This is a genomic window from Pseudomonas hunanensis (assembly GCF_013393325.1).
Taxonomy (GTDB): Bacteria; Pseudomonadota; Gammaproteobacteria; order Pseudomonadales; family Pseudomonadaceae; genus Aquipseudomonas; species Aquipseudomonas putida_P.
Window position 1 is genome coordinate 43,363 of the sequence record NZ_QJRC01000086.1, and the last position, 13,052, is coordinate 56,414.

Here is a 13,052-nt window from a genome sequence, read left to right on the forward strand (position 1 = left end):
TCAGATGGCAATGCGGTTCATGTAGTTCGAGAAACCCTGCATGTAGCGAGGTGTGGGGATCAGGAAGGCATCGTGCCCATAAGGCGAGTCGATCTCCAGGTAGCAGACGTTTTTACGCGCGGCCATCAGGGCGTCGACGATCTCGCGTGAACGGGCCGGCGAGAAGCGCCAGTCGGTGGTGAACGACATGATGCAGTAGTCCGCCGTGACATGGGCCAGGGTGGCAGCCAGGTCACCACCCTGGGCGGCGGCTGGGTCGAAATAGTCCAGCGCCTTGGTCATCAGCAGGTAGGTATTGGCGTCGAAACGGCCGGAAAACTCCTCGCCCTGATAGCGCAGGTAGCTTTCGACCTGGAACTCGACGCTGTGGAAGTCGTAGTTGAGCTTGTCGCTTTTCAGCTCACGGCCGAATTTTTCACCCATCGAGTCGTCGGACAGGTAGGTAATGTGGCCGACCATGCGTGCCAGCATCAGGCCGCGCTTGGGGATTACGCCCTGGTCCTGGAACGAACCGCCGTGGAACTCGGGGTCGGTGAGAATGGCCTGACGGGCCACCTCGTTGAAGGCGATGTTCTGTGCCGACAGTTTGGGCGCCGAGGCAATGTCGACGCAATGGCGCACGCGCTCGGGGTAGCTGATGGTCCATTGCAGCGCCTGCATGCCGCCCAGGCTGCCGCCGACCACGGCGGCCCATTGCTGGATGCCCAGACGTTCGCCCAGGCGCACCTGGCTATGCACCCAGTCCTCCACGGTCAGTACCGGGAAATCGGCGCCATAGGGCTTGCCGGTGGCCGGGTTGACACTGCTGGGGCCGGTGCTGCCGTTACAGCCGCCGAGGTTGTTCAGGCTGACCACGAAGAAGCGGTTGGTATCGATTGGCTTGCCGGGGCCGATGCAGCTATCCCACCAGCCCGGCTTGCGGTCGGTGGCGGCATGGTAGCCAGCGGCATGGTGGTGGCCGGAAAGGGCATGGCAGATCAGCACGGCGTTGCTCGCGCTGGCGTTCAGGGTGCCATAGGTCTCGTAGACCAGTTCGTAACTGGCCAGGGAGCGGCCACAGGCCAGGGCCAGCGGTTCATCGAACCGGGCGGTTTGCGGTACTACCAGACCGACGGAATCTACGGGAAAGACAGTGGACATCGACCCTGCTCACGCTTGACGGAGGCGTAAGTCTAAAGAGCGCTACCCCCAGCGGCAAGCAAAGGCTTGCCGCTGGGGGTAAGCAGGGTCAGATCATGCGCCACAGTTCTTGTGGCATGCCGGCGTAGGCGGCCAGCGGGGGCATTACGAACGACTGGATCACCTGGATCGCCAGGAAGGCGAAGATCGGCGAGATGTCCATGCCGCCCAGGTTGGGCACCAGGCGGCGGAACGGTGCCAGTACCGGCTCGCTGATCTGGTAGGCCAACTCGGCCGCCGGATTGTGGCTGTTGGGGGCTACCCAGGACACGATCACCATGACGATCATGGCCACCCAGAAGATCTTCAGGAACAGCGAAGTGATGCCGATGATCGCCCACATCAGCAGGTGCAGGATGTCGCCGAAGGTGCCATAGGTGACCATCAGCACAAAGCCCATCAGCAGCGCCTGGATCACGATTGCCAACAGCAGAGACGAGGTGTCCAGCCCACCGACACTGGGAATGACCCGACGGATCGGCTTGAGCAGCGGCTGGGTGGCACGCACCGCGAACTGGCACAGCGGGTTGTAGAAATTGGCCTTGACCAGTTGCAGCACGAAGCGCAGCAGGACGATCACCAGGTACAGGCTGACCAAGGTTTGCACCACGAAGATCGCGGCGCCGGACAGTGCATTCATCTAAAGCTCCTTATTTGCCCAGTTGTTCGGCCAGTTCGGCGGAGCGCGTGGCTGCAGCTTGCAGCGCCTGCTCGACGATGGCTTCGAAGCCGCTGGCCTGGAACGATTTGATCGCCGCTTCCGTGGTGCCGGCGGGCGAGGTGACGCGGCGGCGCAGTTCGGCGGCATCGACATCGCTGGCAACCGCCATGCGCGCGGCGCCCAGGGCGGTCTGCAAGGTTAGCTGGGAAGCGGTTTCGCGTGGCAGGCCAAGTTTTTCGCCGGCTGCGGTCATGGCCTCGATCAGCAGGAAAAAGTAGGCCGGGCCGCTGCCGGATACGGCGGTAACGGCGTCCAGTTGCTGTTCTTGCTGCAACCACAAGGCGGTGCCCACGGCCGACAGCAGTTGTTCGGCCTGCTGGCGCTGTTCGCCGGACACTTCGGCGGTGGCGTACAGGCCGCTCACGCCCTGGCGCAGCAGTGCGGGGGTATTGGGCATGCAGCGTACCACCGGGCGAGCGCCCACCCAGCTTTGCAGGCTGGCGCAGGTGATGCCGGCAGCGATGGAAACGATCAGTTGGCCATCCCGCAGGTTGGGTTGCAGGGCCTGGCACACGGCCTTCATGACTTGTGGTTTGACCGCCAGCACGATGACGTCGGCGCCCTCGATGGCCTGGGCGTTGTCCTCGAAGGTTTCGATGCCGTGCTCGGCCTGGATGCGGCCGCGGGTCTCGGCGCCCGGGTCGCTGGCGCGGATCTGCGAGGCGTCCAGCCCCTGGGCACGCAGACCGCCGATCAGGCTGGCGGCCATGTTGCCGGCGCCGATAAAGGCAATACGTGTCTTGCTCATGTCAGGTCCTTGTGGAAAAGAGTGAGTGAAGCATGGAATCAGGTGTTGCCGTAGTCGCGGGCACCGAACAGGGCGGTGCCGATACGCACCCAGGTCGCACCCTGTGCGATCGCGGCTTCCAGATCGTGGCTCATGCCCATGGACAGGGTGTCCAGATCAAGCCCCAGGTTTTCCTGCAACTGGCGCAAATGGGCGAAGGCAGCCTCCTGGGCGGCGCGGTCGTCGGTGGGCTCGGGGATTGCCATCAGCCCGCGCAAGCGCAGGTTGGGCAGCCCGGCCACGGCCTTGGCCAAGGCCGGCAGGTCTGCGGGGGCGCAGCCAGACTTGCTGTCTTCGCCACTCACGTTCACTTGCAGGCAGAGGTTCAGCGGCGCCAGACCGGCAGGGCGCTGCTCGGACAGGCGTTGGGCAATTTTCAGGCGGTCCACGGAATGTACCCAGTCGAAATGCTCGGCGATGGCCTTGGTCTTGTTCGACTGAATGGGGCCGATGAAGTGCCAGATCAAGGGCAAGTCGCTGAGCTCCTGCTGCTTTATCAGCGCTTCCTGTAGGTAGTTCTCCCCGAAATCGCGCACGCCTGCGGTGTGGATCTCGCGGATGGCGCTGGCCGGCTTGGTCTTGCTCACGGCCAGCAACTGAACGCTGGCCGGATCGCGCCCGGCTGCCTGGGCGGCGCTGGCGATACGGGCGGAAATCGCGGAAAGGTTGTCTGCTAGGGTGGACATGGACGGATGCCGGCAACTGAAGGGTTTGCGGCATTCTACCTACTTGAAGGCCTTTGGGGAGTCTCATGGACGTGACTGACCTGTTGGCCCGGGCCGTGGATGCGGGGGCTTCGGACCTGCACCTGGCGGCGGGCCAGATACCGATGCTGCGTTTGGATGGCGAGTTGCAGGGGATGGATTTGCCGACCTTGGGGGCGGATGCCTTGATCGATGGCATGGCTGCCGTGCTGGATGACCACCAGCGACGACAGTGGGCCCATGGCGATGAACTGGACCTGGCGCTGGAGTTACCTGCCCTTGGGCGTTTTCGGCTGAACCTGTTTCGCCAATTGAATGGTCCAGCTGTCACTTTTCGGTTGATTCAGGGGCGAATTGCCACGCTGGATGAGCTTGATCTGGCAGATGTGTTTCAAGCTGTTGCCCAATGCCGTGATGGCTTGATTCTGGTGGGTGGGCCGACCGGCAGTGGCAAGTCCAGCACCCTGGCGACGCTGGTTGATCAACTGAATCGCGAGCGGGCGCTGCACATCATTACCCTGGAGGACCCTGTCGAAGTTATCCACGGCAGCCAGCGCAGCCTGGTCAATCAGCGTGAGGTGGGGCGTCATAGCCACAGCTTTGCTCAGGGGCTACGCAGTGCGCTGCGCCAGGACCCGGATGTGATCATGATCGGCGAGTTGCGTGACCTGGAAACCATTCGCCTGGCCCTGCGCGCGGCCGAAACCGGGCATCTGGTGCTGGCAACCGTGCATGCACGTTCGGCGGCCAGCAGTATCGACAGGTTGGTGGAGGTATTCGCTGCCGAGGAAAAGCCGTTGGTGCGGGCGATGTTGGCCGAGTCGCTGCGCCTGGTGGTCGCGCAGGTGCTGGTCAGGCGTGTGGGTGGTGGACGGGTGGCGGCTCGGGAAGTGCTGGTGGCGACGCCGGCGGTGCGCAATCTGGTTCGGGAGGGGCGGGTGGCGCAGTTGTGTTCGGTGATGCAGGCGGGAGGGGTGGAGGGGATGCGGACGATGGAGGGGGCGATGCGGGGGTTGAAAGAGAAGGGGCTGATCAACGACCTGTAGTGTTTACACCGGCCCTTTCGCGGGCAAGCCCACTCCCACAGGGTCAGCACAGATTTTGAGGGCTGTGTCATCGCTGTGGGAGCGGGCTGGCCCGCGAAGAGGCTGGCCTGCTTAACGCTTGGCCAGGCTCAGCTGCTGCTGTTCCTTCGGCAGTACTCGCTTGGCCACGACGTAATGCTTCTGCCAGTACGGCTTGCTCAGGGTGTCGATGCTCACCCGCTTGCCGCGCCGTGGGGCGTGGATGAAGCGGTCGTTGCCCAGGTAAATGGCAACATGGTTCACCCGGCGGCTCTTGATGTTGAAGAAAATCAGGTCGCCAGGCTTCAGGTCACCTTTGGCCACCTTCACGCCGTGGCCCTGGGCCATGGCATTGGAGGTGCGCGGCAGGTCGACATCGGCGACGTCATTGAAGGCGTACTTGACCAGCCCGCTGCAGTCGAAGCCTTTTTTCGGGCTGCTGCCGCCCCAAACATAGGGGGTACCGAGCACATTCACCGCACGGCTGAGCACATCGCTGCTTTGCTTCGGCGACATGGCGGCAACCTGCACGCCGCGGCTGCTGGCGGCATTGCTTGGGCGAGCGCGCAGTGTGGTTTGCTTGACCGGTGCGTGTTTCACCGAGGCGTTGGTGGTGTAGCCGGTGAAACCATTGGGAAGACGTTGCTCACGATTGGTGGCGTGGGCGGCCAGGGGCAATAATAGGCAGAGGGTCAGCCATGTCTTGATCAAAGGCGGCATAGATGAAGCTCTTATGAATAGTTATGTGTTGGGCGCGCAACTTTATAACAGCTTTTTGATCAATCTTTGATCCGTTGGTCGATTGCCCAGGTGCCGTACGTCGGCCTGCGACGAGAAAGTCACATTTTTTTTTAGAAAATTTTCGGATAACCCAAAGGGGCTATGAATGAACAGTTATCAACAGGGGGCGCCCTTTCACGACACCCACAGCAAAACCATTGGCTACTTGCTGTGGATTTTCGGCTTCACCGGGTCCCATCGTTTCTACTATGGCAAGCCGATTACGGGGACCCTTTGGTTCTTCACCTTCGGCCTGCTGGGAATCGGTTGGCTGATCGACCTGTTTCTGATCCCGTCCATGGACCGTGAGGCTGACCTGAGGTTCCAGTCGGGGCGTATCGACTACAACATCGCCTGGGTTCTGCTGACCTTCCTGGGGGTGTTCGGCCTGCATCGCCTGTATCAGGGTAAATGGATCACCGCGATCATCTACTTCTTTTCCGGCGGGTTGTTCCTGGTGGGGGTGCTGTATGACTTCTGGACGCTGAACAGCCAGGTTTCCGAGCGGAATGCGGGGCGGGGATGAGGTAGGCGGGGGCTGCAACGCAGCCCCCAACCAAGGCTTACTGGCGGGTCTGGCGCTGTTGCAGCAACAGGTTGCTGAACCCAGCCCCGGCCAGCTGCTTCTGTGCGCCGGTCAACTGCTCACGGTTGCTGAACGGCCCGACCAGCACGCGGTACCAGGTTTCGTCCTTGACCGTACCTGACTCCACCTTTACCGCCTGGCCCAGCAGAATGATCTGTGCGCGCACCTTGTCGGCATCGGCCTGCTTGCGGAACGAGCCCGCCTGCAGGAAGTACTGGGTGGTCGCTGCCGGCTTGATCACCGGTGGTGGCGGTGGCGGGGTCTGACCGAGTAAGGCTGCCTGTGCACGAGCGGTGTCTATCTTCGCCGCTTCGGCCGGGGTCACCGGGGTTACCGGCTGTGCCGGGACCGGAGGCGTCTTCTCTGGCACGGCCTCTGGCGGCACGATTACCTCGGACTCCGGCAGCAGGGTGTAGAAGTCATACTTCGGCTTCACCGGCTGCTGCGGGGTGGCCTGCGCGGGCTTGCTGGCCTCGGCCACCTTCTCCGGCTTCTGCTGCTCGGGTTTGGCGCGCTTGATGTCGTCGCCACCGGGTTCGAGCTTCATCAAGAACACGATGAACGCGCCTACGGTCAGGCCGACTGCCAGCCATACCCAGCCGGGGATCGGCTGTTTGGCCGGCGCCGTCTGACGGCTGGCGCCGCGCTTTGGGGCAGGTTTTTTCTTGGCAGCCAACTTACATGCGCTCCAGGGTTTCCAGGCCGAGCAGTTCCAGACCTTGTTTGAGGGTACGGCCGGTCAGGGCGGCCAGGCGCAGGCGGCTCTGCTGCTGTTCCAGGGTTTCGGCGGCGAGGATCGGGCAGTTCTCGTAGAAGCTGGAGAACAAGCCGGCCAAGTCGTACAGGTAGCTGCACAGCACGTGCGGCGTGCCTTTGTCGGCGACGTTGTTGAGGATTTCGCCAAACTGCGCCAAGCGTGCGGCCAGGTCCTGCTCGTGGGCCGCCTGCAATACGATGTTGCCTTCAACTTCGTCAAAGCCCTTGCCCAGCTTGCGGAACACGCCGGCTACGCGGGTGTAGGCATACAGCAGGTAAGGCGCGGTGTTGCCTTCGAAGTTGAGCATCAGCTCGAAGTTGAAGCTGTAGTCGCTGGTGCGGTGCTTGGACAGGTCGGCGTATTTCACCGCGCCAATGCCCACCACTTCGCCGATGTGGCGCAGTTCGGCTTCGGTCAGGCTCGGGTTCTTTTCCTTGACCAGCGCGTAGGCGCGCTCCTTGGCCTCGGTGAGCAAGTCGATCAGCTTTACGGTGCCGCCGTCACGGGTCTTGAACGGGCGGCCGTCAGCGCCGTTCATGGTGCCGAAACCCATGTGCTCCATTTGCATCGGGTGGCCGACAAAGCCTGCGCGGCGTGCCACTTCGAACACCTGGTTGAAGTGCAGGGCCTGGCGCTGGTCGACGAAGTACAGGGCACGGTCAGCGTTGAGCACGTTGCTGCGGTAGCGCACGGCGGCCAGGTCGGTGGTGGCGTACAGGTAGCCGCCGTCGGCTTTTTGCACGATCACCGGCAGTGGCTCGCCTTCGCTGTTCTTGAATTCTTCGAGGAACACGCACTGGGCGCCTTGGCTTTCGACCAGCAGGCCCTTGGCCTTGAGGTCGGCCACCACGTTGGCCAGGTCGTCGTTGTACGCGCTTTCGCCCATCACGTCGGCCATGGTCAGCTTGACGTTGAGCAGCTCGTAGGTCTTCTGGCAGTGCGACAGCGAGATGTCCTTGAAGCGTGTCCACAGGGCCAGGCACTCGGGGTCGCCGGCCTGCAGCTTGACCACCAGGCCACGGGCGCGAGTGGCGAACTCTTCCGATTCGTCGAAGCGTTTCTTCGCCGCCCGGTAGAAGTTTTCCAGGTCTGACAGCTCGTCACTGGTGATCGGGTTTTCCTGCAGGTAGGCCATCAGCATGCCGAACTGGGTGCCCCAGTCGCCGACGTGGTTCTGGCGAATGACGTTGTCACCCAGGAATTCCAGCACGCGCGCGACGCTGTCACCGATGATGGTCGAGCGCAGGTGGCCGACGTGCATTTCTTTGGCCAGGTTCGGCGCCGACATGTCGATGACGACCTTTTCGCTCGGGCCAGCTTTGCGCACGCCCAGGCGGGCGTCGGCCAGGGCGGCATCCAGGCGGTTGGCCAAAGCGTCGGTGTTCTGGAAGAAGTTCAGGAAGCCGGGGCCGGCGATCTCAACCTTGCTGATGTCGGCGCTGGCCGGCAGGGCATTGATCAGTTTCTCGGCCAGGTCGCGCGGCTTCATGCCAGCCGGCTTGGCCAGCATCATGGCGATGTTGCTGGCGAAGTCGCCGTGGGTCTTGTCCCGGGCGTTTTCCACCTGGATCGCCGGCGACAGCCCTTCAGGCAGCACACCGTCGTTGACGAGTTGGGTGAGGGCTTGCTGGATCAGCTGGCGAATGGTGTCTTTCATGGGGATCTCTTTTCGACCGCAAGCGCGGTGAGCGCCTGGATGCGCAGGTGGAAAAACTGGGCATTATCCGTTGCTGGAAGCGGGTTGCCAACCTTTGGGGCTGCAAAGCAGCGTCAGAGGTCAGTACAGGTCGACCGGGTCGACGTCCAGCGACCAACGCACCTGGCGCCCGCTCGGCATTTGCTCCAACACTAGCAACCAGGCGCTGATCAGTCGATGCAAAGGCGCCCGGGTATTGGCCTGTATCAACAGTTGCGCGCGGTAGCGCCCGGCGCGGCGTTCCATGGGCGCCGGCACCGGGCCCAGCAGCTCTATGCCTGGCAGGCGCTGTTCGGCCACCAGGCGCTCGGCGGCGGCGCAGGCTTCGTCGAGGAAACCTTCGGCCTGCCCCGGCTTGTGCGCTTCGGCACGCAGCAGGGCCAGGTGGGAGTAAGGTGGCAGCCCGGCGGCGCGGCGTTCATCCAGAGCCTGTTCGGCAAAGGCAAAGTAGCCCTGCTCGGTCAACTGCACCAGCAGCGGGTGGTCGGCCAGGTGGGTCTGGATGATGACCTTGCCGGGCTCTTCGGCCCGCCCGGCCCGTCCGGCTACCTGTACGATCAGCTGCGCCATGCGCTCGCTGGCGCGAAAATCACCCGAGAACAGCCCGCCATCGGCATCGAGGATGGCCACCAGGGTCACCCGGGGGAAGTGGTGGCCCTTGGCGAGCATCTGCGTGCCGACAAGGATGCTCGGCTGGCCGCGCTGAATGGTATTGAACAGGTTGTGCATGGCGTCCTTGCGCGCCGTGCTGTCGCGGTCCACGCGCAGGATCGGGTAGTCCGGGAACAGCACCTTCAGGCGTTCTTCGGCACGCTCGGTACCCGCGCCGACCGGGCGCAGGTCGACGTGATTGCACTGCGGGCACTGGTGCGGCAGGCGTTCGTCATAGCCGCAGTGGTGGCAGCGCAGCACGCCAGAGCGCTGGTGCACGGTCATGCGCGCATCACAGCGCGGGCACTCGGACAGCCAGCCACAATCGTGGCACAGCAGGGTCGGGGCGAAGCCGCGGCGGTTGAGGAACACCAGCACTTGTTGGCCGGCCTCCAGGGTCTGGCGGATGGCTTGTTGCAACGGGCCGCTGATGCCACTGTCCAGCGGCAAGCTCTTTACATCCAGGCGCAGCATGCGCGGCGGGCGGGCTCCGCCAGCGCGCTGGTTCATGCGCAGCAGGCGGTAGCGGCCGGTAAGGGCGTTATGCAAGGTTTCCAGCGACGGTGTGGCAGAACCGAGCAGGATCGGGATGTTCTCCTGGTGGGCGCGTACCATTGCCAGGTCTCTGGCGTGGTAGCGCAGCCCTTCCTGCTGTTTATAAGAGCCGTCGTGCTCCTCGTCGATGATGATCAGACCGGGGTTTTTCATCGGCGTGAACAGTGCCGAGCGGGTGCCGATGATGATGTCGGCCTCGCCGTCGCGAGCGGCCAGCCAGGCGTCCAGGCGCTCGCGGTCGTTGACCGCCGAATGCAGCAGGGCGATGCGGGCATTGAAGCGTTGTTCGAAGCGCGCCAGGGTCTGTGGGCCGAGGTTGATCTCCGGGATCAGCACCAGTGCCTGCTTGCCGGCCTCCAGCGTCTCGCGGATCAGTTGCAGGTAGACCTCGGTCTTGCCGCTGCCGGTGACGCCGGCCAGCAGGAACGCGCCGAAGCCGTCAAAGCCTTCTCGCACGGCGTCGAAGGCATTGCGTTGCTCTTCGTTGAGCGGGAGTTCTGGCTGTGCCAGCCAGTGCTCATGGCGTAGCGCCGGCAGGTGCCGGCGCACCTCGATCTGAACCAGCTCCTTGGCCAGCAGCAAGTCGAGGCTGTCCTTGTTCAGGTTGAGCTTGGTCAGCAGGCTGTGGGCCACGCCGTGCGGGTGCTGGGCCAGGGTCTTGAGGGCGTCGCGCTGGCGCGGCGCGCGGGCGATGCGCGGGTCTTCCAGGCGGGCGCCGGGGGCAATGTGCCAGAAGCGTTCCTGGCGCATTTCAGCGGGTTCGCCCTGGCGCAGCAGCGTGGGCAAGGCCCAGCTCAGGGTGTCGCCCAGGCTGTGCTGGTAGTACTGGGCTGTCCATAAGCAGAACTTGAACAGCGACGCCGGGATGGGGGACACCGGGTCGAGCAAGGCGCTGGCCGGCTTGAGTTTGTCGGCGGGTACTTCACTCTGCGTGCACACCTCCACCAACACGCCGATCATTTCGCGGCGACCGAAGGGCACGCGAATGCGCATGCCCGGGGTCAAGGTCTGGCGTGCCATGCTCGCCGGCGCCTTGTAGTCGAACAGGCGACGCAGCGGGGAGGGCAGGGCAAGGCGCAGGATGACGTCGGACACGCAAAAAGTCTCGGAGGGCGTTACAAGAACTGGCGAGCCTAGCAGACGACGGTCGGTGCAAGCGACATCTTGCGCTGACGGTGTGCTCTGGTATTATTCGCCGCCTAATTACGTGCGGTATTCAACAATTGGTGTTGGGTGGCGGCACGCAGCTCGAGGAAGTGACCATGAAAGAAGGTATCCACCCGAACTACGAAGTAGTTGCAGTCACCTGCAGCTGCGGCAACAAGTTCGAAACCCGTTCGACCCTGGGCAATGTCCTGTCGATCGACGTTTGCAACCTGTGCCACCCGTTCTACACCGGTAAGCAGAAAGTCCTGGACACCGGTGGTCGCGTACAGAAGTTCGCCGACCGCTTCGGTATGTTCGGTACCAAGAAGTAATCATGCGCATGGCGAATCCTTCGGGCTTCGCGTTGTTGCTGAAGAAGGCGCCCCTTGTGGGCGCCTTTTTTGTGGCCGCTATCTGGCATTCTTCGGCCCATGCGTTCTGCCCGCTGCCAGGCAAGCCCCAGTTGGTAGCGGTGCGACAGGTGGTCGATGGCGATACCTTGCGCCTGGCCGATGGCCGCAGTGTGCGGCTGATCGGTATCAATGCTCCGGAAATCGGCCGCAAAGGGCGCAGCAGCGAGCCCTATGCCGAGGCAGCCAAGCGGCGCCTGCAGGCGTTGGTTCAGGAAAGTGACGGGCGTGTCGGGCTGGTGCCTGGCGTTGAATCCAAGGACAAATACGGCCGCACACTGGCGCACGTCTATGGCCGTAATGGCAACAATCTGGAAGCACAGTTGCTTAGCGAGGGCTTGGGTTATCGCGTGGCGGTTGCCCCCAATGTGCGCCTCAACGGCTGCCAGCAGCTCGCGGAGCAAGCCGCGCGCAAGGCGGGTAGCAACCTGTGGCGCCGTTCGCCCGTGGTGCCCGCAAGCGCTGTCAGGCAGTCGGGTTTTGCTTTGGTCGGTGGCCGCATCAAGGGCATCGAGCGCAACCGCGGCGGGGTCTGGCTGACCCTGGACGATGCTGTGGTGCTACAGGTTCCCGCTCGTCTGCAGCGCAACTTCCCTGCCAGCTTCTTCGATAACCTCAAAGGACGCCAGGTCGAAGCGCGTGGTTGGGTGCTGGATCGTTCCCGCAGGGGCGGCCTCAAGCCTGGGCAGCGACGTTGGGTGTTGCCATTGACCGATCCGAGCATGTTGGAGCGAATTTCAGGCTAAAAGATGTAGACATTTCGCTATTGGATTGTACACACTGTGAGCCGTATGCCCCGTGGGTTATAGCGTAAAGTCGTAGGCTAAAGGCCTTGACACAAGTGACCGACCAGTCTTGTGACTCCCCGGCTCTTTGCGTATCCTCGGCGGTCCGTCAGAACAGTAAATAGCGGAATGCCCACCATGTCAGACCTGAAAACCGCCGCTCTCGAATATCACGCTCAACCTCGTCCGGGGAAACTGAGCGTCGAACTCTCCAAGCCCACTGCCACCGCCCGTGACCTCGCCCTGGCCTACAGCCCAGGTGTTGCAGAGCCGGTACGCGAAATTGGCCGTGATCCAGAGCTGGCTTACAAATACACCGGCAAAGGCAACCTGGTTGCGGTGATTTCCGATGGCACCGCCATCCTCGGTCTGGGTGACCTCGGCCCACTGGCTTCCAAGCCGGTCATGGAAGGCAAGGGTGTTCTGTTCAAGCGTTTCGCTGGTATCGATGTATTCGACATCGAGGTCGAGTCGGAAAGCCCGCAAGCGTTCATCGACACCGTCCGCCGCATTTCGATCACCTTCGGTGGCATCAACCTTGAAGACATCAAGGCCCCTGAGTGCTTCGAAATCGAGCGCACCTTGATCGAGCAGTGCGACATCCCGGTGTTCCACGATGACCAGCACGGTACCGCCATCGTTACCGCGGCCGGCATGATCAACGCCCTGGAAATCGCCGGCAAGAAGCTGGAGGACGCCAAGATCGTCTGCCTGGGGGCTGGCGCTGCAGCCATCTCTTGCATGAAGCTGCTTATAAGCATGGGCGCGGGCGCTAGCAATATCCTCATGGTCGACCGCAGCGGCGTGATCCACGCTGGCCGTGACGACCTGAACCAGTACAAGGCGCAGTTCGCCCACGCTACCGACAAGCGCACCCTGGCTGACGCCCTTGACGGTGCCGACGTGTTCGTAGGCCTGTCCGGCCCGAACCTGCTGAGCCCGGAAGGCCTGAAGTCGATGGCGGCCAACCCGATCGTGTTCGCCTGCTCGAACCCGGACCCGGAAATCTCGCCAGAGCTGGCGCACGCCACTCGCAGCGACGTGATCATGGCTACCGGTCGTTCCGACTACCCGAACCAGGTCAACAACGTACTGGGCTTCCCGTTCATCTTCCGTGGTGCCCTGGACGTTCGCGCCAAGCGCATCAACGAAGAAATGAAGATCGCCGCTGCTATCGCCCTGAAAGACCTGGCCAAGCTGCCAGTGCCTAAGGAAGTGTGCGAAGCCTACG

At 63.0% G+C, this 13,052-nt stretch carries 13 protein-coding genes; 5 read left to right on the forward strand and 8 right to left on the reverse strand.

Annotated features, from left to right (window positions below):
* The 4 genes from metX to DM807_RS12775 form a co-directional block, all read right to left on the reverse strand.
* A complete protein-coding gene (gene metX / locus DM807_RS12760; protein WP_012274649.1) occupies window positions 1-1,140 on the reverse strand; it encodes a homoserine O-succinyltransferase MetX in 1,140 nt (379 codons plus the stop codon).
* A gap of 88 nt (window positions 1,141-1,228) precedes the next feature.
* Window positions 1,229-1,819 (reverse strand): YggT family protein, encoded by a 591-nt coding sequence (locus DM807_RS12765; protein ID WP_012274648.1) that lies wholly within the window; start codon window positions 1,817-1,819, stop codon window positions 1,229-1,231.
* A 10-nt stretch (window positions 1,820-1,829) separates the two neighbouring features.
* Window positions 1,830-2,648 (reverse strand): pyrroline-5-carboxylate reductase, encoded by an 819-nt coding sequence (proC, locus tag DM807_RS12770; RefSeq protein ID WP_060492999.1) that lies wholly within the window; start codon window positions 2,646-2,648, stop codon window positions 1,830-1,832.
* A 38-nt stretch (window positions 2,649-2,686) separates the two neighbouring features.
* The gene (locus tag DM807_RS12775) at window positions 2,687-3,373 is read right to left on the reverse strand and encodes a YggS family pyridoxal phosphate-dependent enzyme (protein WP_179027437.1); all 687 of its coding nucleotides are present in this window, start codon (window positions 3,371-3,373) and stop codon (window positions 2,687-2,689) included.
* Window positions 3,374-3,438: 65 nt separating this feature from the next.
* Here DM807_RS12775 and DM807_RS12780 point away from each other — a divergent pair, with 65 nt between their 5' ends.
* Window positions 3,439-4,437, forward strand: coding sequence for a type IV pilus twitching motility protein PilT (locus DM807_RS12780; RefSeq protein WP_179027438.1), 999 nt, complete (start codon window positions 3,439-3,441; stop codon window positions 4,435-4,437).
* 111 nt (window positions 4,438-4,548) lie between these two features.
* Here DM807_RS12780 and DM807_RS12785 read toward each other — a convergent pair whose 3' ends face one another.
* Window positions 4,549-5,175 (reverse strand): C40 family peptidase, encoded by a 627-nt coding sequence (locus DM807_RS12785; RefSeq protein WP_012274644.1) that lies wholly within the window; start codon window positions 5,173-5,175, stop codon window positions 4,549-4,551.
* Between the two features lie 166 nt (window positions 5,176-5,341).
* On the opposite strand from DM807_RS12785, the gene DM807_RS12790 reads away from it, so the two are divergent.
* On the forward strand, window positions 5,342-5,761 hold the full coding sequence (locus DM807_RS12790) for an NINE protein (protein ID WP_179027439.1): 420 nt from the start codon (window positions 5,342-5,344) through the stop codon (window positions 5,759-5,761).
* A 37-nt stretch (window positions 5,762-5,798) separates the two neighbouring features.
* On the opposite strand, the gene DM807_RS12795 is transcribed toward DM807_RS12790, so the two are convergent.
* The 3 genes from DM807_RS12795 to DM807_RS12805 form a co-directional block, all read right to left on the reverse strand.
* Window positions 5,799-6,497, reverse strand: coding sequence for an SPOR domain-containing protein (locus DM807_RS12795; protein ID WP_012274642.1), 699 nt, complete (start codon window positions 6,495-6,497; stop codon window positions 5,799-5,801).
* 1 nt (window position 6,498) lies between these two features.
* Window positions 6,499-8,235, reverse strand: a complete 1,737-nt coding sequence (argS, locus tag DM807_RS12800) for an arginine--tRNA ligase (protein ID WP_012274641.1) — start codon at window positions 8,233-8,235, stop codon at window positions 6,499-6,501.
* 120 nt (window positions 8,236-8,355) lie between these two features.
* Window positions 8,356-10,575 (reverse strand): primosomal protein N', encoded by a 2,220-nt coding sequence (locus DM807_RS12805; protein ID WP_179027440.1) that lies wholly within the window; start codon window positions 10,573-10,575, stop codon window positions 8,356-8,358.
* A gap of 167 nt (window positions 10,576-10,742) precedes the next feature.
* Between DM807_RS12805 and rpmE the strand changes: the two genes are divergently transcribed.
* From rpmE to DM807_RS12820, 3 genes are all read left to right on the forward strand, one after another.
* Entirely contained in the window at window positions 10,743-10,958 is a 216-nt protein-coding gene (rpmE, locus tag DM807_RS12810) for a 50S ribosomal protein L31 (RefSeq protein WP_012274639.1), read from the forward strand.
* A 2-nt stretch (window positions 10,959-10,960) separates the two neighbouring features.
* Window positions 10,961-11,782, forward strand: coding sequence for a thermonuclease family protein (locus DM807_RS12815; protein ID WP_012274638.1), 822 nt, complete (start codon window positions 10,961-10,963; stop codon window positions 11,780-11,782).
* Between the two features lie 177 nt (window positions 11,783-11,959).
* Window positions 11,960-13,052 (forward strand): malic enzyme-like NAD(P)-binding protein (locus DM807_RS12820; RefSeq protein WP_179027441.1); only part of this gene is annotated, 1,093 nt, incomplete at its 3' end.